26 protein-coding genes are annotated in these 25,956 nt (G+C 35.3%); 22 read left to right on the top strand and 4 right to left on the bottom strand.

The annotated features are described in order from the left end of the window. The first annotated feature begins 304 nt into the window (after window positions 1-304). From HYQ40_03180 to nrdG, 14 genes are all read left to right on the top strand, one after another. Window positions 305-886, top strand: coding sequence for a DNA-binding protein (locus HYQ40_03180; GenBank protein ID MBZ6526765.1), 582 nt, complete (start codon window positions 305-307; stop codon window positions 884-886). Between the two features lie 22 nt (window positions 887-908). Next, window positions 909-2,087: a DUF998 domain-containing protein gene (locus HYQ40_03175; protein MBZ6526764.1), complete on the top strand. Its 1,179-nt coding sequence runs from the start codon at window positions 909-911 to the stop codon at window positions 2,085-2,087. Between the two features lie 149 nt (window positions 2,088-2,236). Further along, complete coding sequence (locus HYQ40_03170; protein ID MBZ6526763.1) at window positions 2,237-3,550, top strand: metallophosphoesterase; 1,314 nt, start codon at window positions 2,237-2,239, stop codon at window positions 3,548-3,550. 218 nt (window positions 3,551-3,768) lie between these two features. Beyond that, entirely contained in the window at window positions 3,769-4,680 is a 912-nt protein-coding gene (locus HYQ40_03165) for a hypothetical protein (GenBank protein MBZ6526762.1), read from the top strand. 84 nt (window positions 4,681-4,764) lie between these two features. After that, window positions 4,765-5,913 (top strand): AI-2E family transporter, encoded by a 1,149-nt coding sequence (locus tag HYQ40_03160; protein ID MBZ6526761.1) that lies wholly within the window; start codon window positions 4,765-4,767, stop codon window positions 5,911-5,913. 450 nt (window positions 5,914-6,363) lie between these two features. Continuing rightward, window positions 6,364-7,191 carry a transporter substrate-binding domain-containing protein gene (locus HYQ40_03155; protein ID MBZ6526760.1) on the top strand — a complete coding sequence of 276 codons (828 nt, stop codon included), beginning with the start codon at window positions 6,364-6,366 and terminating at the stop codon, window positions 7,189-7,191. Between the two features lie 91 nt (window positions 7,192-7,282). Continuing rightward, the gene (locus HYQ40_03150) at window positions 7,283-8,044 is read left to right on the top strand and encodes an amino acid ABC transporter permease (protein ID MBZ6526759.1); all 762 of its coding nucleotides are present in this window, start codon (window positions 7,283-7,285) and stop codon (window positions 8,042-8,044) included. Between the two features lie 2 nt (window positions 8,045-8,046). Then, window positions 8,047-8,784 carry an amino acid ABC transporter ATP-binding protein gene (locus tag HYQ40_03145; protein MBZ6526758.1) on the top strand — a complete coding sequence of 246 codons (738 nt, stop codon included), beginning with the start codon at window positions 8,047-8,049 and terminating at the stop codon, window positions 8,782-8,784. A gap of 439 nt (window positions 8,785-9,223) precedes the next feature. Then, the gene (locus HYQ40_03140; protein ID MBZ6526757.1) at window positions 9,224-10,576 is read left to right on the top strand and encodes an MATE family efflux transporter; all 1,353 of its coding nucleotides are present in this window, start codon (window positions 9,224-9,226) and stop codon (window positions 10,574-10,576) included. A gap of 123 nt (window positions 10,577-10,699) precedes the next feature. After that, window positions 10,700-11,461, top strand: coding sequence for a MerR family transcriptional regulator (locus tag HYQ40_03135; protein ID MBZ6526756.1), 762 nt, complete (start codon window positions 10,700-10,702; stop codon window positions 11,459-11,461). An 82-nt stretch (window positions 11,462-11,543) separates the two neighbouring features. Continuing rightward, window positions 11,544-12,380: a hypothetical protein gene (locus HYQ40_03130; GenBank protein ID MBZ6526755.1), complete on the top strand. Its 837-nt coding sequence runs from the start codon at window positions 11,544-11,546 to the stop codon at window positions 12,378-12,380. Between the two features lie 90 nt (window positions 12,381-12,470). Then, window positions 12,471-12,902, top strand: a complete 432-nt coding sequence (locus HYQ40_03125) for a VOC family protein (protein ID MBZ6526754.1) — start codon at window positions 12,471-12,473, stop codon at window positions 12,900-12,902. Window positions 12,903-13,453: 551 nt separating this feature from the next. Next, complete coding sequence (gene nrdD, locus HYQ40_03120; GenBank protein MBZ6526753.1) at window positions 13,454-15,691, top strand: anaerobic ribonucleoside-triphosphate reductase; 2,238 nt, start codon at window positions 13,454-13,456, stop codon at window positions 15,689-15,691. Then, a complete protein-coding gene (gene nrdG / locus HYQ40_03115; protein MBZ6526752.1) occupies window positions 15,688-16,260 on the top strand; it encodes an anaerobic ribonucleoside-triphosphate reductase activating protein in 573 nt (190 codons plus the stop codon). Before nrdD ends, nrdG begins: the two co-directional genes overlap by 4 nt. A gap of 48 nt (window positions 16,261-16,308) precedes the next feature. On the opposite strand, the gene HYQ40_03110 is transcribed toward nrdG, so the two are convergent. Continuing rightward, window positions 16,309-16,992: a YggS family pyridoxal phosphate-dependent enzyme gene (locus HYQ40_03110; GenBank protein ID MBZ6526751.1), complete on the bottom strand. Its 684-nt coding sequence runs from the start codon at window positions 16,990-16,992 to the stop codon at window positions 16,309-16,311. A gap of 336 nt (window positions 16,993-17,328) precedes the next feature. Here HYQ40_03110 and HYQ40_03105 point away from each other — a divergent pair, with 336 nt between their 5' ends. The 5 genes from HYQ40_03105 to HYQ40_03085 all read left to right on the top strand — a co-directional run bounded on the left by HYQ40_03105 (window position 17,329) and on the right by HYQ40_03085 (window position 20,953). Then, entirely contained in the window at window positions 17,329-17,757 is a 429-nt protein-coding gene (locus HYQ40_03105; GenBank protein MBZ6526750.1) for a MarR family transcriptional regulator, read from the top strand. A 16-nt stretch (window positions 17,758-17,773) separates the two neighbouring features. Continuing rightward, window positions 17,774-18,736, top strand: coding sequence for a ring-cleaving dioxygenase (locus HYQ40_03100; GenBank protein MBZ6526749.1), 963 nt, complete (start codon window positions 17,774-17,776; stop codon window positions 18,734-18,736). 78 nt (window positions 18,737-18,814) lie between these two features. Beyond that, complete coding sequence (locus tag HYQ40_03095; GenBank protein MBZ6526748.1) at window positions 18,815-19,708, top strand: ring-cleaving dioxygenase; 894 nt, start codon at window positions 18,815-18,817, stop codon at window positions 19,706-19,708. 8 nt (window positions 19,709-19,716) lie between these two features. After that, complete coding sequence (locus HYQ40_03090; GenBank protein ID MBZ6526747.1) at window positions 19,717-20,331, top strand: flavin reductase family protein; 615 nt, start codon at window positions 19,717-19,719, stop codon at window positions 20,329-20,331. A 16-nt stretch (window positions 20,332-20,347) separates the two neighbouring features. After that, the gene (locus HYQ40_03085) at window positions 20,348-20,953 is read left to right on the top strand and encodes an alpha/beta hydrolase (protein ID MBZ6526746.1); all 606 of its coding nucleotides are present in this window, start codon (window positions 20,348-20,350) and stop codon (window positions 20,951-20,953) included. Between the two features lie 23 nt (window positions 20,954-20,976). On the opposite strand, the gene HYQ40_03080 is transcribed toward HYQ40_03085, so the two are convergent. Then, window positions 20,977-21,669: a TIGR02206 family membrane protein gene (locus HYQ40_03080; protein MBZ6526745.1), complete on the bottom strand. Its 693-nt coding sequence runs from the start codon at window positions 21,667-21,669 to the stop codon at window positions 20,977-20,979. Window positions 21,670-21,842: 173 nt separating this feature from the next. Here HYQ40_03080 and HYQ40_03075 point away from each other — a divergent pair, with 173 nt between their 5' ends. After that, window positions 21,843-22,208: a DUF1622 domain-containing protein gene (locus HYQ40_03075; protein MBZ6526744.1), complete on the top strand. Its 366-nt coding sequence runs from the start codon at window positions 21,843-21,845 to the stop codon at window positions 22,206-22,208. Between the two features lie 246 nt (window positions 22,209-22,454). Here HYQ40_03075 and HYQ40_03070 read toward each other — a convergent pair whose 3' ends face one another. Further along, window positions 22,455-22,901 carry a VOC family protein gene (locus tag HYQ40_03070; GenBank protein ID MBZ6526743.1) on the bottom strand — a complete coding sequence of 149 codons (447 nt, stop codon included), beginning with the start codon at window positions 22,899-22,901 and terminating at the stop codon, window positions 22,455-22,457. An 18-nt stretch (window positions 22,902-22,919) separates the two neighbouring features. After that, complete coding sequence (locus HYQ40_03065; GenBank protein MBZ6526742.1) at window positions 22,920-24,101, bottom strand: amidohydrolase; 1,182 nt, start codon at window positions 24,099-24,101, stop codon at window positions 22,920-22,922. A gap of 307 nt (window positions 24,102-24,408) precedes the next feature. Between HYQ40_03065 and gcvT the strand changes: the two genes are divergently transcribed. Continuing rightward, window positions 24,409-25,524, top strand: a complete 1,116-nt coding sequence (gene gcvT, locus HYQ40_03060) for a glycine cleavage system aminomethyltransferase GcvT (protein ID MBZ6526741.1) — start codon at window positions 24,409-24,411, stop codon at window positions 25,522-25,524. A gap of 15 nt (window positions 25,525-25,539) precedes the next feature. Further along, window positions 25,540-25,923 (top strand): glycine cleavage system protein GcvH, encoded by a 384-nt coding sequence (gcvH, locus tag HYQ40_03055; protein MBZ6526740.1) that lies wholly within the window; start codon window positions 25,540-25,542, stop codon window positions 25,921-25,923. The last annotated feature ends 33 nt before the right edge of the window (window positions 25,924-25,956 follow it).

Genomic DNA, 25,956 nt, shown 5'->3' with positions numbered 1-25,956 from the left:
AAACACGTTAATGACTTGAGTTGTATAAACAATTCAAAATCATTAACGTGTTTATTTTTGATTTGTAAGTAACTTACTCATGTATAAATAATTTCATTGTGTAAAATATGTGAGTATATCGCATACTTCTGTATCAGCGGGGAATTCATTCCACTACGATCACATAAACGTTTTCACAGAAATAAGGGGTTAATTCTTATTTATCTTAACTCAGCATCAATACTAGAAGGTTTCCCTTTTAGTCTGAAGGTTTATATATTACTATAGTTATATAATAAAGAGTTAATAATAAGGAGATGGTTTAATGTCACATGCTTTACCAAACATAGGGAAACCAGCTACAAATGCATTGAAATCGATTGATGTTACTAGTTTAGAACAAGTTTCAGTGTTTAGTAAGGATGGATTATTAAAGCTCCATGGGGTAGGGCCAAAGGCGGTAGAGACTTTACAAAAGGCTTTATCAGACAATGGTTTAACGTTTAGTAGTAGTGAAGCACATCCATACGGACCAGACTTCTTATTATTAGGTGACTTAAGTTGTGACAACGCTCCAAAACGACGCGTAATAAGGGACTTTGTGATAGGGTTATGGATAGGAAATAAAAGCCAACTTGAAGAAACGGCCAATCAAGAAATTCATGTTGAGATTAATGGCGAACAGTCTTTAAATGGCTTAGATGAACTGGCTGACTATCTTTTAAAGCACAAGGTGAAGCTGAGTAGTTTGAATTTGATTAGTATATTATCCCATGGAAAGTATGGAGCTGCTGATGGTGTAGCAGTGACGACAAAAGGGGAGACCATTCACTTCGGCTCGTTTTATACGTTTGAGAATACTAAAAAAGAAGCCTTAATCAAAGAAATAAGATTATATTTAAAATAAAAATATTAATAAAGGGTGAATTATGACTAATGAACACAAACAAGATTTAAAGATAATCGTTAAGAATAAAAAAGTATCAGAATTAAAACAGCTAAATCAAGCAGTTCTTATGATAGATAACCAAGAATTTGTATTGAGAACTGACAACCATTCGAGTAATCATCAAAAACTCGCTTTAAGGTTTTTCTTAATTCCAGCAATAATTGGAACCATTTTCTATTTTATCTTTTTTAGCACGAGAGATCAGTTATTTATACAGCTCGTGGGGAGAATATCCGTTGCGAGTGCTATATTATTAATTGGTTCCATCAGTGGAATTATAACTTTCGCAGTTTTTTTTATAATTGGAAAAAAGAAAAAAATAGCTAATTTAGAAAATGTCTATTGGCGAAACTTCCCTACAATATTGTTTTCTTTTGCGATTATTATAGCATTAGTTATGTTGTTCTTCTTCTATTTACTAGGTTTGCTTTTTGAGGGACTTGTATTAGATATTTATTTATCAACTTTACTTACATTTATCTTTTTATCAATTATTAATTATGCCATGATTAGTTTTGTTATGGTGCTATCTCCTTCATTAATGACAAAGTTGCTAGTCGTAGTTATTTTAAGTGGTGTGATTATCTCAATGATTACGAATAGTGAAGCGCAGTGGTGGCAGAGAAACTTAAGTTTTTTAGGAACACAAGAAGCAAGTGGCTCTTGGCAGTTTAACTTAACACTGATTCTATCAGCATTAATGATGATTGCTTTAGTCGATTATTTATTTGTCGGACTTAAAAAAATGTATCCAAAACATCGAGGTTTAACAGTTTTGCGAATATTACTCACGATTACAGCGATAAGTTTAGGACTAGTAGGCTACTTCCCCAGTGATGGACCTGGGAACATGCCAGAATATCATAATCAATCAGCCGCTATGCTTGTGTATATGGTTATTGCAATGATTATTGGTATAAAGTGGCTCGTTCCAAACATATCACGTGAATTTATGATTACGTCTTATGTTTTAGGTATAATGCTTTTTGCTGTTACTTATTATTATATAACAGGCTGGTATATTACTTTGACTGGTTTTGAAATCGTAGCTTTTGTTCTTGCTTTCAGTTGGTTAATGTTACTATTACAATCACTTGAAAAGGCAGGGCGTTCACCGATACCCATCTATCACGTGGAATTTGAATACTCTCATAAATAATTCATTCATAGTCTGTAAGTTACTAGACACAAAATATTTAACTGAAGCAACTAATTCTGTTTTGAATTAAAATAATAATATAGGATAATAAGACTATGAGATACTTTCATAGTCTTTTTTTTGAGAACTTTATTTGAAGGGAGGGGTTAATGATTAAAAAGATATTGAAGCTTTTAGAATTATGTGTCTTAATAAGTCTTTTGTATGGAATGAGTCAAGAGAGGAGTGTTGAGGCATCAAGTGTTGAGGATGAATTGAGATTGTGGGTCATTACTGATCTTCATCATTTGTCTCCCACTTTATATGAGGAAGGGCCTCGAATTCAAGAGATGCAAACAACTGGTGCAGGACTTGAAATATTTTACTCAACTGAACGGCTCCAAGCACTAACATATCAGATAGAACATGCTGACAACTTGCCTCATGCCTTAATCATTTCGGGAGACTTGACGCTTAATGGAGAATACATGAGCTTAGTAGAGCTTCAGGAAATATTCTCGGAAATTGAACAATTAGGTACAGAAGTATATGTAATACCCGGTAATCATGATATTCATAATGGATGGGCGAGTTCATTTACTGAGAGTAGAGCAGTGAGAAATAAACAAATTACACCACAGGATTTCAAAGAGTTGATGAGTTCATTCGGTTATCAAGAGGCGATTTATCATGATGTATCAAGTTTAAGTTATATAACTCAACTTAGAGATGACCATTGGTTAGTTATGCTGGATAGTAATATTTACTTGAATGAGTTTAATAATCAACCTCCTGAATCCAAAGGGAGACTTAGTGACGGGACACTTGATTGGTTGAGCGAAAGATTAGACTTAATTAAGGAAGAAGATGTTCGAGTAACCTTTGTCTTACACCATAGTTCTATATCTCATATCGAACAGTTTGGGGAAAGATTTGTTGTGGAGAATAGTGACCGACTCACTGAGATACTAGAAGAACACCACATACCAGTCACATTAAGTGGGCATATGCATGCACAACATATTGGGCAATATACATATCAGGATAATACTGGAAGTATAGCAGATATTGCCACCGGTGCATTTTCGGTTCAACCGAGTGTGATTGGTGAGATAACCATAGGGGAATATGGTGGATCCTATCACCAAGTGTTATTAGAAGTGGAGCACTGGGCACAACAGACAATGCAAGTGGATTCAAACATCTTAAACTATAATAGTTATATTCAATCAGTTTTTACGAAAGCCAATGAACATATTAACCAAAATAATGAAGATAGTGACGATATGACGAGTCTAGCTAAAGAACTCAACCTAGCTTTCTTCGCAGGGAATATATCAGAAATATGGGAAGCAACCGTATCATCATATGGAGAAACAATCGAATCAATCACAAGTGAAGAAGTGAGTTTCCTAAATAGCTATCTTCTACTACTCATTGATCAAGCAGAATTAAATCATAAAGAGTATAAATGGAACTATTAAATTTAAGCAGAAATAGTTAGATTAGTAATGTCTTTTGTAAAAGTTTTTCTACTCAAAATGATTGAGTCAATCTGAACAGTATGGTTGCGAAATACAGGTCCGAGTGATAATAGAGTAATAATTTACATGTGAATTTAAAAAACTAATCGAATTAAGTAACAATTTAAGAAGTAATAAGCTATGATTAAAGAAATAGCGGATTAAGAAGGGACGTCACAATGGTTGAAACAATTATTAAAGCATCAGTTTTAGTTTCTATTATTATTATCGCAAATGTCCTAACGGCACGAGGTCTTTTTGTAAGAGAGCGAGATTTTGATACGATTTCAAAACTAATTTTTTATCTTACTTTACCTAGTGCGATTATATCTAATCTAAATGGTTTAAGCTTTCCACCAACCTTAATTATAATTAGTATTGTTGGATTCTTGTGTAACTGGATTTATATTTTCTTTTCGAACTGGGTGGGGAAGACACCTACTGAAAAAGGCTTTTTAATGCTTAATATGAATGGATATAATATAGGGAATTTCTCGCTACCGTTCATTTCATTTTTCTTCTCAGAAGTAGCTATTCTGGCTGTAAGCTTGTTTGATGCGGGTAGTGCTTTTATGGTACTTGGCGGAAATTATGGAATGGCTAAAGGAGTGCGTGATGGTGAAGCAAAAATAGATGTTGTATATATTCTTCGAACAATGATGAGTTCTCCATCGGTTATTGCCTATATTGTTATGATAATACTTTCACTACTGTCTCTTCAATTACCGAGTTTTGTCATTGACGTTACAAAAATCATAGGTAACGGGAATACATTTTTATCAATGTTTATGATTGGTGTGGCATTGGATTTAAAAGTAAATAGCAATCACTTTCAACTTTTATTTAAGACGTTATCAATGCGTTATATTATCGCTGCAGGAATATCGGTGTTGCTTTATTTCTTTTTACCATTTAGTTTAGAGATTCGCCAAACATTAGCGATATTAGCTTTTGCGCCTGTATCAGGAGTAGCTACTATGTATACAAGAATGTATGGTGAAAATTTTGAGTTGTCAGCTGTTATTAATTCACTATCGATTATTATATCAATTATAATTATGTCGATTTTACTCGTCGTGTGGCAAGGATAAAATAATGTCATTTTGTAATAAAACTGTACGAAATAATCAACAGAATCGTGTTATATTATATATACAAATAAAGGGGGGGAATGAATGGATAAATTAGGTCGTTTAGATCGAATGGTCATGAAATATGTTATTTTAGGTGCTGTATTTATTTTAGTAATCTTTAATTATCAGCATATATTTTATGGGATAAGTGAGTTTTGGAATATAATTTCTCCAGTTGTTTATGGTTTTGTGTTTTCTTATATATTGAATTTAATTATGGTGATGTATGAGGGGGTTTGGTTTCCCGAAACGAATAACGAACATTTGCTTCGTTTAAGACGTCCAATCTCGATATTGTTAGCACTTATTACGGTTATTATCGTAATTGTACTAGTGCTATGGCTCATCATTCCGCAATTGATTTCATTGGTACAAACCTTATTAGAGAACTTACCGCTGATGATTACTTATATTCAAAGATGGATTGAGGATTTGGAACAAATTTACCCTGAGATTGACACGTTAATAAATAACTTAAATATCAATTGGGAAAATATCGCTCGTGATGCTGCGAGTTTTGCAAATAATATCCTTGGATCTACTTTTACTACGTTTCAAATATTAACCTCATCACTATTCCGTCTGGTCATTATTTTAGTCGTTGCAATTTATGCATTATTCTCTAAAGAAAAACTTCAAAACCAAGTAAAACGGTTGGCAAAGGCTTATTTAAAGAAAGACCGTTATCGCCGATTAGGATATATAATGCGGGTGACAAATGAATCATTTTCTGGCTTTATTACTGGTATGCTTATTGAGGCGATTATATATGGTTCCTTAGTTACGATTGGAATGATGATATTTAATTTCCCATATGCCGGTATGATAGGTGCATTATCAGGCGCATTAGCTCTAGTCCCAATGGTTGGGGCGATATTATCTGCTATCATCGGAACATTGTTAATCTTTGTACAGAACCCAATACAAGGCCTGTTCTTCCTGTTATTCAATATTATTTTACAACAAATCGAAAGTAATGTTATCTATCCACGTGTAGTTGGTGGTTCAATAGGCTTACCTGGTATTTGGACCTTTATCGCTGTGACAATTGGTGGTGGAATTCTTGGACCAGCAGGGTTTTTCTTGGGTGTGCCGATTGCTTCGGCAATCTATAAACTAATAAGTTCGGATATAGAGTACCGAGAGCATCAACTCATTGTTAATCCAGATAATAATTTACGCCAAATTTAAAAATACCTACTGAATGACTTCCGTCTTTCAGTAGGTATTTTTTTTGAATTAGCTAGAACAATCTGAGCTAATCGTTCTAGTTGATTGAGTTAGTTCCGACAATTCTAATAAAATCATTAAGTGCTTCCATGTTGACAAGTATATGAGATTTTGATAAGATTAAAATCAAATTAGACTAGGTATTGGGCGAGGCGCGGATGACAAGAGTACAGTGTTAAAACTGGAAAGGGGAATTCGCCGAAGCAAAACGCTGGGGGCAGGCCATAATAGGTTTGTCACTGTATTAATTAGCTGCCCTGCTAATTATTACGTGCAATCAACTACCGGGCAAAAGGAAGCCAAACAAGTTTTTAGGCCACGAACCTTTTGTTCGTGGTCTTTTTTTGAGCATTATTTTAGGTGCTTTGAAGTTTCGATTCTCTTATTGTCAAAAGAAAGGAATGTATTCAAATGAAAAAGTTTTTCAAATTGTTATTAGTACTTGTGATGTTACCGCTAGTCACATCAATTAATTCCTCACACGTTGGTGCTCAAGATAATGAACCATTAATTGTCGGTATGGAAGGGGCGTATCCTCCCTATAACTGGACACAGTCAGATGATTCCAATGATGCGTTACCTATTGCTGATTCAAATGATTTTGCTAATGGGTATGATGTTCAGATTGCTCGCCGTCTTGGTGAAGCACTAGGACGAGAAGTGATTGTTGCTAAGTATGAGTGGGAAGGGTTAATTCCAGCGTTAATGTCAGATCGTATCGATATAATTGTTGCAGGTATGTCTCCAACAGAAGAGCGAGCACAAGCTATTGACTTTACAGATCCATATTATGAATTACAGTTTGCAATTGTTGTAAATGCTGATTCAGAATATGCGAATGCGACAAGCTTAGAAGATTTTTCAGGAGCGCGTTTAACTGGGCAATTGAGTACACTCCACTATGATTTAATTACACAAATTCAAGATGTTCAACAAGAACAAGCGATGCGTTCATTCCCGATTATGCGTGTTGCACTGGAGTCAGGTCGTATTGACGGCTATATCTCTGAAGTACCAGAAGCAGAATCAGCGACTTCAGTGAACGAAGAGTTAGCTTACATAATACCTGAACCAAACTTTGATGTAGACACTGCGGATAAGACTTTAGCAATTGGTATTAAAAAAGGCAATACTGAATTATTAGACCTAGTGAATGAGGCTTTAGCTTCTATTACAGATGATGAGCGTGCAGATTTCTTAGAACAAGCGATTGTTAATCAACCAGCTAATCAAGAATAATATTAACCTCATTCAGCTCACCTTAACACGTTGTGGTTATGGTGAGTGTTTCTATGTTGTACGTCATTATCATAAAGGAATGTGAAATAAAATGAGTGAATTTATAAATACGATGTATCAAATCTTTATGGATAATAGAGAAAACTTTATCCGTGGAGCTGGAATGACCTTACTTATTGCTTTAACCGGTACGATTGTTGGGGTAATCATTGGTTTATTTGTTGGGATTGTTAGAACCATTCCAACTCCCAAAAATAAGGTAATGCGAATTGCAGTTGGCTTTATCAAGTGGTTGTTGAGTGCTTATATCTCTATCTTTAGAGGGACACCAATGATTGTACAGGCAATGGTTATTTTCTTCGGGACGGCTATTCTCTGGGATTGGAATATAACACCTTTAACTGCATCATTATTAATTGTATCTGTTAACACAGGTGCGTATATGTCAGAAGTGATTCGTGGAGGCATTCTATCTGTTGATGAAGGTCAATATGAAGCAGCACAAGCGATAGGGATGAGTCACTGGCAAATAATGCAAAATGTTGTTATGCCACAAGCCTTCCGTAATGTACTGCCATCAATCGGGAATGAATTTGTCATAAACATTAAAGATACTTCCGTATTAAATGTTATATCGATGAATGAATTATACTTTACAACAAATACAATTGCAGGACAAAACTACAGATATTTTGAGACCTTCTTTGTTACAGCAGTTATTTATTATATACTAACTTTTATTGTAACTCAGTTATTACAATTACTGGAAAGACATTTAGCTGGAGATTCTAGTTATGCATTAATTGGAGGCAATCAAGTACAGGTTACGGTACCTAAGGAAAGTGGTGAGTAAGCATGACAACAATTATTGAAGTAAATCATTTGAGTAAGCAATTTGGTCAAAATGAAGTATTGAAGGATATTAATTTGACGGTGAATGAGGGGGAAGTAGTGACTGTCATTGGCTCATCTGGTTCTGGTAAGTCAACAATGCTTCGCTGTATTAACTTATTAGAAGAGCCGACTTCAGGTGAGATTGTATACCGTGGAAGTAATGTATTAGATAGTTCTTATAAGGCAACAAACTACCGAAGCCGTATTGGTATGGTATTTCAATCATTTAACTTATTCAACAATATGACTGTATTAGAGAATTGTACAGTTGGCCCAATAAAAGTATTAAATAAAAATAAGTTAGAAACTGAACGAGTTGCGAAAGATTATCTCGAAAAAGTGGGGATGTCGGCTTATATTAATGCCAAGCCAAAGCAACTATCTGGTGGGCAAAAACAACGAGTAGGAATTGCTCGGGCTTTAACTATGGAGCCAGATGTGATCTTATTCGATGAACCGACATCAGCTCTGGACCCAGAGATGGTTGGGGAAGTTTTAAAAGTCATGCGAGATTTGGCTGATAATGGTTTAACGATGGTTATTGTAACGCATGAAATGGAGTTTGCACGTGATGTATCTGACCGAGTTGTTTTTATGGATCAAGGCGTGATTGCGGAAGCAGGTAGACCAGAAGATTTATTTACAAATCCGAAAGAAGAACGGACTAAGTTATTTTTAGAACGGTACTTAAGTCGATAGGATATTTGCTTGGAAATAATCAACAGAAAACGGAAATCACTTACCTTAGTGAGAATGATACGGTGGTAGATGCGGTACCTTCCCATACTCACTTCCATAAGCTTAACTGTTTTATCACTATTTAAATAATATAATTTATTGGCTATTTTAATAACACGAGTTTAAAGTATTCTACTTCAGAAAAAAAGTATATTGGAAGGGGAAATTCATGTTCCGACAAAAAGGAGACCCAACGGCTAAAATGGATTTCGCCTTCCACCGGAAATTTGAAAAAGTCTTTCGTTTTTTATACAATGACAACTTTTTATCATCAAGAGCACTCTCAGTTAACTGAAAGTGCTTTTTTGTTCTAATAAGGAAGATGAACTAATTTTATTGTATACTTTTTTTATTTAACTTATACTTACTTAAGAATTTAAAAAGTAGGAGGATTATAAGTGTGAAAGATATGACATCGGGGTCACCGATAAAGCGAATTTTATTATTTTCAATTCCTTTAATCATAGGTAATATTTTTCAATTATTCTATAACATGGTTGATACTTTTATTGTCGGTCGAACAATGGGAGTGAATGCTCTGGCAGGTATTGGTGCAGCAGGGAGTGTCATGTTCTTTGTGGTTGGTTTCTCGCAAGGGTTCACTGCTGGAACAGCGATTCCAACGGCTCAAGCGTACGGAGCGCGTGATTATGAAAAAGTCAGTCGTAGTGTAGCAATTAATTGGGTATTATCCACGTTGGTTGTTTTAGTTATGACGGCATTGAGTATGTACTTTTTATGGGATATTCTTTATTTAATGAATACACCCGCTGAAATTATTCAATACACCTATGATTACTTAATTATTATCTTTGGATTTATGGCAATCACAATTCTATTCAATATGTTAAGTAATTTAATGAGAGCTTTAGGAGATAGTCGAACACCGGTGATTGCATTAGTCATTGCGGTTATAATTAACATTATCCTGGACTATGTCTTTATCCTAGTATTTGATATGGGAGCAACTGGGGTAGCTACTGCGACAATGGTATCGCAATTAATTGCCTCTTTAATTTGTTTAATCTATATTCATAAGAAAGTTTATTTATTAAAAGTCAAAGCAAGACATTTTAAAATGCGTAAAGATGAAGTCATTCACCATTGCCGAATTGGATTTCCGATGGCGTTTCAATCTTCTATTATTGCGATTGGGTCAATGTCAGTAACAATTGCCTTGAATACACTGGGAGCTGAAGCAGTTGCAGGATACTCAGCAGCTCAAAAGATTGATCAAATTGTCGTATTCGTCCTAATGTCATTCGGAGTGTCGATGGCAACCTATGTGGGTCAAAACTTCGGTGCTAAAAAATACGACCGTATCTTAAGAGGCGTTAAGCAAGTGCTTGTTCTTTCAGTATCAGTTTCTTTAATCTTTACTGTCGTTTTAGTACTTTTCGGTGGTGAGTTAACAAGTATCTTTGGAGATAGTTCATCAAAAGAAATTCTAAGAAGTTATGGTCAGTACTTCTTCCAATTAACCGGTCCATTTTATTGGATTCTAGCAATTCTCTTTGTCCTTCGTTACACTCTCCAAGGGTTGGGAGAAAGTTTTATCCCAACAGTCGCAGGGGTGATGGAATTAACGATGAGAATCATAGCGGCGTTTGGTCTAAGTGGACTCATCGGCTTTGCCGGTCCAGTTATTTCCAATCCAATGGCTTGGTTGGGTGCTGTGCTAGCCTTAGTTCCAGCTTACTATAGACGCAATAAGAAGTTAGTTGAATTACAACATCAAAAAGCAACCCAATAGAGTGATGATCAGCCTGTGCAAGTTAATGCACCGGCTGATTTTTTATTTTTTTGGAAAATATATTATAAAATGTCTTGACCTTGACGTAACGTTAAGGTGTAATCTGTATGAAGAGGTGAGGAAATGAATTATTCAATTGGAGAATTAGCAAAACTAGCCGGGATTAGTACAAGGACTTTGCGTCATTATGATGCGATTGATTTATTAAAACCAGCTTATATCGACGAGAATGGTTACCGAATTTATAGTGAAAACGAAGTGAAAATGCTACAACAAATTATGTTTTATCGAGAATTTGACATCACACTTGAGGAAATCCATGAGATTATTAATTCCTCAGAATTTGATCGTCTTAAAGCGTTGGAAACACATTACCGCCACCTCGAAGCAGAAAAAGACCGTATTGGTCATTTGATGAATACAGTCAAAAAAACTATTAGAATATACCAGGAGGGTTTAACTATGTCTAAAAAAGAATTTGAAGGATTTAAACAACAAAAAATTAAAGTGAATGAAGAAAAATACGGTGAAGAAATTAGAGAAAAGTACGGTGAGAATATCATCGATGAATCGAATAAGAAATTCGGTAATTTAACTCAAGAACAGTACGAACGTATTGAAAAGCTTAATGAAGAAATCAGTGAAGCTTTAGTAAATGCCGTACCAGAAGGGAAGCCTGAAAGTGCAGAAGGGCAACGAGTTGCTGAATTACATAAAGAATGGCTAATCATGGTTTGGCCAGATGATCTATACTCTGAAGAAGCACACATTGGCCTAGCTCAAATGTATACACAAGATGAGCGTTTCAAGAAATATTATGAAGATATAACAGAAGGTGCAGCAGATTACTTATACGAAGCAATCAAGGTATTTTACAATAAATAAGCGAAGACCTTAAATATTTAGAAAAATCGAGGCCTATGCTATACTTGTCTAAAGTAACAATCTGAAGTGAGGATGGATAGAGATGAGTCATAGAAATAAAGGTTTTTTAGCAGCGATGTTATTCGCGATGCTATTCAACCCAATAAGCATAACAGCATCAGAAAGTAGCTCTAGTACAAGTGATGAAGAACTGGAACAGGTAGAATTAACTGAAGAGGATAAAGTGAATTATATTCGCTGGTTTGGAGCCTATGACGATCTGCCCCAAACACCTTTAGATGAATTGAAGTCTACGTTTGAGACGCTCATTTCCGAAGGTTCAACCGATATGACTAAAGAAGAAGTGATTGAATTAGCGGGCGAGCCTGCTGAAACGTTTGATGCAGATGCAAGTGAATTCTTATTGTATTATTCAATGAATGATGATGAATCAGCTATTCTATATGCACAAATCTTCTCAGAAGAAAAGGCAGCGGAAGCAAGTAGTGGACAGGCAGCTTCGACAGATTCTGTGGAAAGTACAGAAACAGAAGAGGACTTTGCTACGCCTTATTTAACAGAAGTGAATTTCTTGTTAGTGAATGAGACGGCCTTTGAGCCATTAAACATTACCTTAGAAGAAATTGAAACTTGGCAAGATGCAGAGAGTGACAATCGTGAGTTTAATACGTTTGAAGAGTTACAGGAAATAATTGGTGAACCTTCAGAAGTAACATATCGATTCGAAGATGAAAGTTGGCTATATGCTTGGGTTCGAAATAGTGATGACACTGACTCGTTAAATTATGTCATGGCTGAAGTCGATGCTGACGGGAATATTGTGGAACTCAATACAATTGAAGAAAGCGAAGAGAGTAGCGAAAGTGTCGAGATTTCGAGCCTAGATGAATCAAATATTCCAGACAAAACAGCTGAATAAGCAGATAGAACTGATTATCGCTTAGGTTTACAACAATCATTGTGTAGGCCTAAGCGTTTTTTTAAATAAATGAATAAGGGAGTCATGAATATGAATCGAATTAACTTAATTGCTTTAGGTGTCAAAGATATCGGTAGGGCAATGAAATTTTATAAAGATATCGGCTTTAAAACCTATGAAGAGGCTGACAACCCACCGATTGTATTTTTTGATAATGATGGAACCAAACTAGAGTTATTCTCACTTGAAGATTTAGCCAAAGAAATAAATCCAACCAACCCTCCAGTCATTAATACAGGTTTTAGTGGAATCACATTAGCAATCAACTTTAAAACTAAAGTTGAAGTGAATGAATTTGTTAAACTGGTTGAGTCTGCTGGTGGGCCGATCGCGAAATATCCTAAACCTACGGATTGGGGCGGGTATAGTGGTTACTTCCAAGATCTTGACGGTTATTATTGGGAAGTTGCATATGGTGATAGCTGGAAGTTCGATGATAATAACATGCTAGTCATAGAATAATAAGTGTTGATTGAAGGAGCTGTGGTTGCAGCTCTTTTTTTGTTGGGAAAATGGGTAAACCTGCATTCGAATTCAATTCGAGTCCTAGATTACGACTAAACACGCATTCGAAAAAAATCCGAGTGCTAGATTCCGGCTAAACGTGCATTCGAATTCAATTCGAGTCCTAGATTCCGGCTAAACACGTATTCGAAAAAAATCCGAGTACTAGATTACGACTAAACACGCATTCGAAAAAAATCCGAGTGCTAGATTCCGGCTAAACACGCATTCGAAAAAAATCCGAGTACTCGATTCCATCTATATACTGGTCCTATAAACGTGGACAACTAGAGACATGCCCGTTTCATTCGTGGACTAAGTTCATTTCTGTCATTATCATCGTAGACAGAGTTTTATTGCACAAAAAAATATCATCTCCAATCCTTTCACATCGCAGTTACTTACAATTTTAAATAAATAATATTTATGAAAACGGTAAAAACTCCTCGACTAACACAATATATGTGCTATTATTATTAAGTGAACACTATATATTGTGTTGGAGGAGGATGGAAATGGAGCAAACATTTAAAGGTATTAAGGAAAATATAACAAATACAATCGTTATCAAACGAGATGGGCGAGTTGTAAACTTTAATCCGAATAAGATAAAAGCAGCGATTAACAAAGCATTTACTCATGTATATTCAAGCGAGGATGCTGAAATATCGGAATTGGTTAAAGACATCATCACAAAACTATCTACTAGATATGGTCAAGAATTGACGATTAATCAAATACAGCGAGTAACAGAAGAGGTACTAGTGGCCTCTGAATACAACGAAGTTGCCCAAGCTTACATTAGCTACCGGGTACAAAGAGAACAAGAACGCATGTTATCTGTCGATATCAATGAAAGTATTAAAGCCCTAACTGCAAAAGAAAGTACACTAGTGAATGAGAATGCGAATAAAGATAGTCGTGTCTTTAATACACAAAGAGATTTGACTGCAGGTGTCACGGCTAAAGCAATTGGGTTAAAAATGCTTCCTCCTCATGTAGCTAACGCTCATTTAAAAGGACAAATTCACTACCATGATTTGGACTATCAACCATATGCACCGATGACAAATTGTAGTTTGATTGATTTTGAAACAATGTTTAATGAAGGATTTACAATAGGAAATGCCCAAGTCGAGTCACCCCAATCGATCCAAACGGCTACGGCACAAATGGCTCAAATCATTGCCAACGTTGCAAGTAGTCAGTACGGAGGAACTAGTGCAAACCGAATTGATGAGATTTTAGCTCCTTATGCAGAGAAAAATTATCATAAGAATTTAAAGATGGCGCATGAGTGGATTGAAGATGAGGATAAACAAAAAGCATTTGCGATGAGTAAGACGAAAAAAGATATTTATGATGCGATGCAAAGTTTGGAATATGAAATTAATACACTTTATACTTCTCAAGGACAAACGCCTTTTACGACACTTGGTTTTGGTCTAGGGACTTCATGGATTGAAAGGGAAATCCAATTTGCCATTTTGAAAGTTAGATTAGAGGGCTTGGGTAGCGAGAGAAGAACTGCCATTTTCCCTAAACTTGTCTTTACTTTAAGAGACGGAGTGAACTTAAAAGAAGCAGATCCGAATTATGACATCAAACAGTTAGCACTTGAATGTACTGCTAAACGAATGTACCCGGATGTTCTAATGTATGACAAATTAGTTGAGTTAACAGGCAGCTTTAAAGTGCCAATGGGGTGCCGGTCATTTCTGCAAGGATGGAAAGATGACAATGGAAATGAAGTCAATGACGGTCGAATGAACTTAGGGGTTGTCACATTAAATTTACCGAGAATAGCGATTGAATCTAGCGAGAACAAAGAGCAGTTTTGGTCAATATTAGAGGAAAGACTCGATATTATGACTGATGCTTTAGTATATCGCGTTGAAAGAGTGAAGGAAGCTTTACCAGAGAATGCCCCCATCTTATATCAATATGGAGCATTTGGTGAGCGATTGAATGAAGACGAATCCGTTGATAAATTATTTAAAAACAAACGCGCAACGGTATCACTAGGCTATATAGGTCTATATGAAGTGGCAACTGCTTTTTATGGTCCCGATTGGGAAAGGAATAAAGAAGCTAAAGATTTTACACTAGATGTGATTAAAACTCTTAAAGCCAAGGCAGACGAGCTTGGTGATCAGTACGGCTATCACTTCAGTGTGTACAGCACTCCTTCAGAGAGTTTAACAGATCGATTCTGTCGGATGGATAAAGAACGATTTGGATCGATTCCTAATATTACCGATAAAGATTATTATACGAATTCTTTCCATTATGATGTCAGAAAAAATCCAACCCCTTTTGAGAAAATCGAATTCGAAAAAGATTATCCACAATACTGTAGTGGCGGGTTTATTCATTACTGTGAGTATCCGAATATGCGCCAAAATTTAAAAGCGTTAGAAACAGTTTGGGACTTTGCTTATGACAAGGTTGGTTATTTAGGAACAAATACACCAATTGATCATTGTTATGAATGTGACTTTGATGGTGAATTTGAAGCGACCGAACGCGGTTTTAAATGTTCACAATGTGGCAATCAGAATCCTGACACCTCAGATGTAGTAAAGAGAACTTGTGGTTATTTAGGAAATCCACAGAAAAGACCTATGGTGCGTGGAAGACATAAAGAAATTAACGCGCGTGTGAAACACATTCCCGATAGCATTGTGAAATTGAAACGCAATCAGAAAGCGAAAATAGCAAACGACTCAAGGAGCGTACTCGAATGAAAAATCCAAAACCAAAAGAATGGCTAGCTGAAGATTTAAGTCTAGGTAAGATTGCGGATTACAAACCGTATAATTTTGTGGATGGTGAAGGAGTCAGATGCAGCCTTTACGTCAGTGGTTGCCCCTTTGCCTGTGTGGGTTGTTACAACCGTGTCGCTCAAAACTTTAACTACGGAACACCTTATACGCAAGAACTAGAAGAACGAATCATTGAAGACCTCGCTGCATCATACTGCCAAGGCTTAACATTACTAGGTGGAGAGCCTATGTTAAATACTAATATCGTAGTCCCTTTATGTAGATCAATCCGAGAAAAATACCAACAAACAAAAGATATTTGGTCATGGACGGGTTACACATGGGAAGAATTACTGTTGGAATCAGAGGATAAGTTAGAACTATTATCATTAATCGATGTGCTAGTCGATGGTCGTTTTGACATTAATAAAAAAGACCTCACAAGGCAATTCAGAGGCAGTACGAATCAACGCATTATCGATGTCCAAGAAAGTTTGGCTCAAGGAGAAGTTGTGCTTTGGACACAATCGAATGGACAACCATATTATTGATAAACAAAAACAACAGTTCGAAAAAATCGGACTGTTGTTTTTTGTTTCTTATAAAGCATCTTTGAAAAAGGCAGTACCTACACGTATGAAAGTAGCTCCTTCTGAAACAGCGATGGGATAGTCTTGGCTCATGCCCATGCTAACTTCTGTACAAGGAGCATTTGTAAAGTTACTTTGTTCCACTTCAACTTGTAACTCTTTTAAAAAGCGGAAATATTCATGAATTTCCTCTTGGCTGGCATCAATAGGAGCCATTGTCATTAGGCCAATGATATTTAACTTATCATATGCTTCTAACTCTTTTAAAGTGTCAGCCAACGCGTCGGGTTGGAAACCAGATTTACTATCTTCACCACTCACATTAACTTGAATGAAACAGTTAACCGGCTGCTCAGCGCGTTTTTGAATTTCTTTTGCTAAAGAGAGACGGTCCAGAGAGTGGAGATAATCAATATCATTAATAATCTTCTTCACTTGTCTCGTTTGTAAATTACCAATAAAGTGCCATTGGATATCTTCATTAATATCTACCAAATTTTCATATTTCTTTAAAAATACATCCGGGCGGTTCTCCCCAAAGTGTTTTACTCCAAGAGCGTGCAAATCACGCATCGTATCTTCATCAACGGTCTTAGTCACCGCAATCACCGTTGGTTTTTCGTTTCCAGCAGGCAGATGATTTTCAATTGTATTTTGAATTACATTAATATTTGTTTTTAAAGTTTGTTTCATAGTCACTTCGCTCACCGCTCCTTTAATTATTTCTCTATTGAATTTATCAATTATAGCGAAGGGTGTCAATTTGAAGACATTCAAATAAAATCAAGAATAACTCTTGCATCCAAATGATATCCATGTTATTATTTCGAAGTCGAGATAATACTTCGTCATTCATTAATAAAAAAACAACAGATTTGACCTCTAAATTTATTCATGTTATTATTAATTCGAAATCGAGATGTAAACATATAAAGTAAAATTTTAAATGCTTCAAATCGCTTATAATTTTCAACATATAATTCGAAAACGAGATGTTTTAATAAGAACAAAATCTTAGGAGGAGCAATAATGAACAGAACCGTAGAATCATTAAAAGCGTTCGTAGGTATTCAACGAACTAGCGAGATATTAGATAGAATAGTCAGAAAAGACTCAAGAAAACACGGGTTAAACTTAAATGAATTTGCAGTACTTGAATTATTACTTAATAAAGGACCACAACCTATTCAGCAAATTAAAGAAAAAATATTAATTGCTAGTAGTAGTACAACTTACTTAGTTGATAAGTTATGTGACAAAGGACTTGTTGAACGGATTGTAGATTCACAAGATAGACGTGTTATATACGCGTCTTTAACACCAAGTGGTGAAGAATTGATCGAAAGAATCTTTCCATCACACGCTCAATTAATTACAAAATCATTCGACAAATTAGACGATGAAGAACTTGAACAATTACGATACTTACTAAAAAAATTGAACGGTTTAGACAATTAATAAAGGAGAAATATAAATGACACAAACAGAACTTAAAGGAATCCACCACGTTACAGCAATCACAAATAGCGCAGAAAGAAACTATAAATTCATTACAGATACACTAGGTATGCGTCTAGTTAAAAAGACAGTCAACCAAGATGACATCCAAACATATCATACATTCTTTGCTGATGATCTTGGTTCACCAGGAACGGACTTAACATTCTTTGATTTCCCAAATATTCCATCAGGAACATACGGATCGAATTCAATTTCTCGAATTGGTTTACGTGTACCTAACGACGCAGCAATAGAATATTATGCAGATCGTTTTAAAGAGTTTGACGTTAAACATGGAGAAATTACGGAACTATTTGGGACAAAGGTTTTAGAGTTTGAAGAAGAAGATGGACAACGCTACCGTCTATTCTCAGACGAAACAAACGAAGGTGTAGAAGCAGGAACTCCTTGGCAAAATGGACCTGTACCAACTGATAAAGCAATTTACGGTTTAGGCCCAATCGAAATTACAGTAAGTTACTTTGAGGACTTCAAACAATTATTACAAGTTATCTATAATATGAAACCTATCATTGAAGAAGATACAGTTGCTGTATTTGAAATGGGTGAAGGTGGAAACGGTGCACGTGTTATCGTTCGTAAAGATGAAGAAACACCTGTTGGAGTACAAGGATACGGTGAAGTTCATCACGTATCGTTTAGAGTCGAAGACCATGAAGCAATCAAAGCATGGGAAGCGAAGTATAACCAAATGGGAATTCGTCATTCTGGATGGGTTGATCGATTCTTCTTTGAAGCTTTATATGCACGTATTGGACATATCCTAATCGAAATTTCGACAGATGGACCTGGATTCATGGGAGACGAGCCTTATGAAACACTCGGAGAGAAATTATCATTACCACCATTCTTAGAAGAAAAACGAGATGAAATCGAATCAATGGTTCGTCCGTTTGATACAACACGTAACAAATAATTAAAATTAAATACTGGCAAGAGATTATTACTAAGATAATTTCTTGTCAGTTAAATTTTAAATAGGAGAGATTAATATATGGAACCAATCAAACGCATTCACCACATTACTGCTATTGCTGGACCACCGCAAGAAAACTTGCATTTTTATCGTGATGTTTTAGGCTTAAAATTAATAAAACAAACAGTCAACTTTGATGATACAAATACATATCATTTTTACTTCTCGAATAAAGATATGGATGATGGCACGGTTCTGACATTTTTCCCTTGGGATACACGTAATCGTGGTGTAAAAGGGAGTGGACAAGTCGGAAGAATCGCATTCTCTGTACCTAGTGGGTCATTGAATCACTGGAAGAACCACTTAAAGACACATAATATTGATTTCAATGAATCGAATATGTTTGGCCAAGACGGAATTATTTTTGAGGATAATCATACATTACGTTTAGCTATCGTTGAAACAGATAAAGTGAAAGACAGTAATGACATTATTGGCTTTTATGGGGTAGAATTGCTTTCTGCTAAACCTGAAGAAACGCATGATACACTGAGAAAAGAATTAGGTTTAAATGAACTAGATTCAACAACTGATTTCTATCATTTAGAAACTGATGGTGAAGAACGTCATCATATCGTTATACCTCGAGTAGCACCACAAAGAGGTAGAGATGGTGTAGGAACAGTTCATCATATTGCTTGGTCAATGCCTGATGACGCTAGACAACTTGAGTGGCAAGAATACCTTGAAAGCCAAGGGCATCGAGTGACTGAGGTAAAGGATCGAAACTACTTTAAAGCAATATATATGCGTGAAAAAGGGCATGTATTATATGAATACGCAACTGACGGCCCAGGATTTGCAGTTGATGAGCCAATTGAAACACTCGGACAAAAGTTAATGCTTCCTGAACAATATGAAAGTCAACGGGAAGAAATTGAAAGTACACTACCAAAAGTCGAATTGTAGGAGGGATTATGCATTATTTTAACGCAGATAACTTGTCTTCAAAAGACAAGAAAAAGAAATTAGCTGGCACTGTTATACCTAGACCTATTGCCTTGGTGATGACACAATCAGATGAAGTCATTAATATAGCACCGTTCAGCTATTTTAATATTGTCTCAAATGATCCACCATTACTTTCGATTGCAATCCAACGATCGAATGGGGAATTGAAAGATACATCAAGAAATATTCTTGCTAAACAAGAAGCAACAGTTCATATAGTTGATGAGGATATAGTCAAAGAAGCGAATAAAACTTCAGCTACTTTACCGGCAGATGAAAGTGAATTAAAGGTGTCAAATTTTAATTTAGTTGAATCGAATATCATTGGAACACCGGGGATTAGAGAAGCTGCAGTCCGTTATGAAACAACTCTATACAATGCTATGGAAATAAAGAACTCAGAAGAACTTATAGTCGCTGACTTGATCGTTTTAGAAGTTGTTGGTTTCCATCTTGCAGGGAAGATTTATGATGAAGAAACCGGTTATATTATTGCAGACAAGTTAAAACCAGTGAGCCGTTTAGCTGGTGCTGATTACGCTAAATTAGGCGATCAATTCGACTTAATACGACCAGATTAGAAGGAGTTAATAATTTATGCAACATATATTTAAAGAAGGTAAAGCAGATCATCCAGTATTTATCTTACTTCATGGTACAGGTGGCGATGAGACTAACTTATTACCACTTGGTGAAGTGTTAGATTCTGAAGCAACAGTTTTATCAATCCGCGGTGATGTGAATGAGAACGGAATGTTACGTTATTTCAAACGTCAAGGCGAAGGGCGATACGATATAGATGATTTAAACCAACGCGGGGAAGCATTACATAAATTTATCGTTGAATCGAGTGAAGAATATAATTTTAAATTAGATGATGCAATCTTTGTAGGGTTTTCTAATGGGTCAAATATTGCACTAAACATCTTGCTAAGAGAAGACAGTCAAATTAACAAAGGTGCATTATTTGCACCAATGTATCCAGTTGATGTATCTCAAAACATTAAAAACATGAAAGATGTATCTGTCTACTTATCGATGGGTAAAAATGATCCAATTGTTCCACTACATGATAGTGAAAATGTTATTGATATATTTGAAAAACGTGGTGCAGATGTGACTAAATTTTGGGTGAATTCTCATGAATTAAATGGCGATACAGTTATGCAAGCAAAAGTATGGTTAGATAAAGTATCGAAATAAGAAAAAACAGACGAACGTGTTCTTCACTGAACACGTTCGTCTGTTTTATTATTTATAAACGAATGGTTAACAAATCGGTAAATCTGTTCTATGATAAAAAATAATATGATAGAAACAACAATGGCACCCGGATAATAAATGATATTAGGCAAAGAAGCGAAAATCGGTTTGTCTCTTAAATAAAAATAATTTCCATTAACTAAAGGGTTAAAAAAGGCAACAAAAATAAAGTATAATAAAAACCAACCGATGACTGTTTTACGAGCAGAAGCTTGAACTTTGTAACCGTAAGCAATCATGCCATAAAAAGGGAGAAGTAATGTAATAACATGATTTGTTAAAAAACTAACGCCTCTAGGATGAGTAATTGGTTCGATATTTGCTGGAACTATAAAGCTTAACCAAGCAAATACAGAAAAATAGGCTACTATATTGAATAAAGTTTTGGATTTGGTAAATAAAAAGATAATACCAAGTATCGTATTAATTCGACTAATGTGGAATGGAAGTGATTCTTGCAATGTAAACTCACCGAGTAAGGCATAAGAGCCGTACAATAAGAATTGTTGAAGTATAGAAATTACGACAATAACTTTTGAGATAGTATTGCTGTGTTTTCTGATATAAGTTTGATTTGTAAATAATAAAGCTGTGAAGATAATCAAAACAATAAAATAAAATAAATGATTAGGACCGAATATTTTAATATATTCCATTTGTTACATACCTCATTTTAAATTGATAAATAATATAATTTTATTAATATCTTATAATCTAACTTCATTTTAAGAACCTCCTTCCTATTTGTCAAATTAATCTTTCTTTTGCGCTTTGCTCATTTTATAGTTAAAATTAAATTAAATTAAAAGTAGAAAGGAGTTGTGAATCAGTGTTTTTAGAAGAATTGATTCAAATTGTGAGTCCGCCAATTATACATGTTTTAGAATTAATTGGAATTTTCATTATTTTTTTGGGAAGTTTAAAGGTCTTGTGGATATTTCTTAAATCTGGTTTTAACTTTCATGATAAAGCCATCACGATTACGTTAGGTGAAGTATTAGCTTTGAGTTTACAGTTTAAGCTTGGGGCAGAGGTCATTAAGACTGTGGTGATTCGTGATTTTCAAGAATTAATTGTTTTAACTGTTGTCGTAATATTAAGAATTGTACTGAGTTTTGTTGTTCACTGGGAAGTGAAGAATGCCAATATGGAAGAAAGGCAGCAGCTTATGACAGATTCAGACAATTTCGATTAAAAAATCAATGTAAAATAGAGAGTATAAAAGCGTAATGGTCTCGCATATTTCCACTAAGGAGCTTGACATTCGACTATCTATTGAAACTGTAACCCATTGCTCGTTCATACAGATTCAATTACAGTCGTTCGTTTTTTTCCTACGTGAATTCCCTAATGACTCTCTAATCTGGTTTAAAATAAAACACCCCTTACTCATCAGGACAATTGTCATTGGAGTAGTAAGGGGTGTTTTTTTGTTAAAGTATTAATCTAAATTGAATTCATCTTTAAAGAACTGTTCACGTTTTTCAAAACTAATTTCTTCGTGGATTTCATGTAACATCCAAATATAATTAGACTGATCTAGGAACATTGCATTTGTTACACCCATCTCTGGCAGATGAGAAAGCTCTTGAATGACAGAAGCGCCATTATCCATAGCGCGTTGATATGTACTTTTAATATCAGCAACCATAATATTGAACCATAAAGTTTTTGGGTCTTCTTCAGTTGGAGCAAATAATTCGTATTCAGGGTTAGCATCTAATAGATGAAAACGAGTGCCATATAATGTGAATACCGCTTCATTTAAGCCAGTTGGAAAGCTTGTCTTCTCGACAACATCTAAAGCATCTGCGAAGATAGCTTGATACTGTTCTAAAGCTTTTAGGGAGTCTTCAACAACGAAATCAATTTCTACACCTGTAATCATATAGTCATTCCTACTTCCTTATTCATTATCAAAGTAATCTGCTACTAAAGTAGCCATAGCTTTTGCCGCAATCATCATTGAACCTTCTTCAATATCGAATTTTGGATGGTGATGCGGAAATGCTTCTTTATCCACAGGAGCCGCACCCACGTAAAAGAATGAACTAGGAACTTCTTTTGCATAATAAGCAAAGTCTTCTGATGGTGACATAGGACCTGCTTTTAAAACTTCTGTAACATCATTGATGTTAGCATTGGTTAGTACTTTACCAATATGTTCTGTTAATTCAAGATTATTAAAAAGGACAGGATAGTCGTTAGCGTAATCTAACTCACAAGTTACGTCATACATGACTTCAAGGCCTTTGACGATACGTGTTACTTCTTCTTCAATTTTTTTCCGAACATTTTCGGACATAGCACGTACATCACCTTCTAAAACAACTGAGTCTTTAATGGCATTAAATGAACCTTTACCATCAAAAGAACCAATTGTAACAACACCTGTCTCGAACGGGTTAAGTCGGCGAGATACAACAGTTTGAATAGCAGTAACAAAGTAACTTGCCGCAACAATTGCATCGTTTGCTTCGTGAGGACTTGAACCATGTCCACCAACACCTTGGACTTTAAGGACAAATTTTGCACGACCACTTTGGGCCTCACCAGGAACATAATGAATTTCTCCGTAAGGTTTGTTAGACATAACGTGAATACCATAGACATTATCAACGCCGTCTAAGACACCATCTTTAATCATACCAATTGCTCCACCAGGTGGAACCTCCTCAGCATCTTGATGAATGATAACAATTTTACCTTCGAATTGATCTTTCATTTCGATAAGAGCATCTGCTAGTATAAGCATGTATGCCGTATGAGCATCATGTCCACAAGCATGCATCACACCAGGATTTTTAGAAGCAAAAGGTAGACCTGTTGCTTCCTCAATAGGTAATGCGTCGAAGTCAGCACGTAAAGCTAATGTTTTGCCAGGTTTACCAGAGTCAATTGTAACTTTAACTCCATGGTTTCCTACATTAGTTTGAACATCAACATCTTTATCTTTATAAAAATCAGCGATATATTTAGATGTATTCACTTCTTCAAAAGATAGTTCTGGATTTTCGTGCAGGAAACGACGAATATCAATCATCTTATCTTTATTTTCTTCTATTTTAGTTAGTAATTTTTCTAACATATGTATCCCTCCTACGGTTAATTCTTTCTTAGTTCATATTAATCCTAAACACGTACATTATCAAGTTTAGTAGCTTTCAATTACTTTATTGTTAGTCATTTGAAAGTTAGATATACTATAATTAGAAATAAGAAGTGCAACGTTTTTTCTCTAATATATTGTGTAGACTTTATATAAATACAAAAGAAAATTGTGAAACTTATTGAATAAAAGCTTTGTCGATTTAACGGTTACAAATCAATGTTTATAAGGTTGTAAGCTAGTGAAATGAAAACTTAAATATTAAAGAGGAGGTATGTAATTAACAATGGTCGAACAAGAATTAAAACAAACACCACTCTATGATTATTACATAGATAAGGGATTGAAGTTGACTGACTTTGGAGGATGGGCTTTACCTATCCAGTTTACTAAGATACAAGAAGAACACGATGCAGTGCGTCAAGCAGTAGGTATCTTTGAAGTATCACATATGGGTGAGATATTAATTACCGGTCCTACCGTACTTGAATGGTTTAATCAAATTATCACGAATGATACACTAAAAAATAAACTAAATGGTGCTCAATATACAGCCATCGTGAATGAAGATGGGTATACTTTAGATGATTTGATTTATTATTATATCGATCATAATCAATTATTCGTTACACCTAATGCGGGAAATAAAGATAAAGTATTGGCTTGGTTGAATAATCATAATACAGATGGTGTTGTAGAAATTATTGATCAATCAAACGAATATGGTCTGATTGCTGTACAAGGACCTCAATCTGACGCAGTCTTAAAAGAAATCACGGATGGGGCAGCGACTGAATTAGGTTATTATCAGATTCTACAAAATCAAACAGTTGCTGGGGTGGGATCTGTACATATCTCCAAAACAGGGTACACTGGTGAATTAGGTTATGAATTATATATACCTTGGAACCAAACAACTACAGTGTGGAAGACATTGCTTGAAGTGGGCGAGCGTTATGGCCTAAAAGAATGTGGGTTAGGAGCAAGGGACACATTGCGCCTTGAAGCGGGTATGGCATTATACGGGAATGATTTAAGTGAAGAAATCACTCCGATTGAAGGCGGAATCTCATTCGCTGTGGACTTTAATAAAGAGAACTTTATTGGTAAAGAGGCATTAGAAAAAGTAAAAAACGATCCGAAACGCTTCATGTCTCGTGGTTTTGAACTACTTGGAAAAGGAATTGCTCGCCAAGGCTACAAAATCTATGAAACAGAAGATAGTACCGAAATTATCGGTGAGGTGACATCTGGAACGAAATCTCCAACCTTGAAGAAAGCACTTGGCTTTGTTCAAATAAGAAAACCATATGCTAAATTAAACAATAATTTCTTTATTGAAATACGAAATAAGCGGATACCAGCAATAATTACTAAAAAAGATTGGTTAAAAAATAAATAATAGGGGGAATTAATAATGGAAAAGAATAAATTATTTTATACAGAAGATCATGAGTGGGTTCAATTATTAGATGACAACAAGGTACGTATTGGTATTACTGATTATGCAGTGGAACAATTAGGTGACATTGTCTATGTAGAAGTACCAGAAATGGACGAAACATATGACTTAGAAGAGTCTTTTGCAAATATTGAATCAGTTAAATCAACATCAGAAATCTATGCACCTATCGCAGGAACAGTTACATTAGTTAACGAAACACTCGAAGATGAACCTGAGAATGTAAATGAAGACCCATACGAAATCGGGTGGATTTGTGAGATGACAAGTGAAAATGCTGTAGATACATCGCACTTAATATCATTAGAAGAGTACACTGTGTTTATTAATAAAGATTAAAATTTATACCATATACAGTAGAGCATAAACAAT

The sequence above is a fragment of the Aerococcaceae bacterium DSM 111021 genome (assembly GCA_020112395.1).
Taxonomy (GTDB): Bacteria; Bacillota; Bacilli; order Lactobacillales; family Aerococcaceae; genus Ruoffia.
This window is presented reverse-complemented; position numbering and strand designations above follow the sequence as displayed.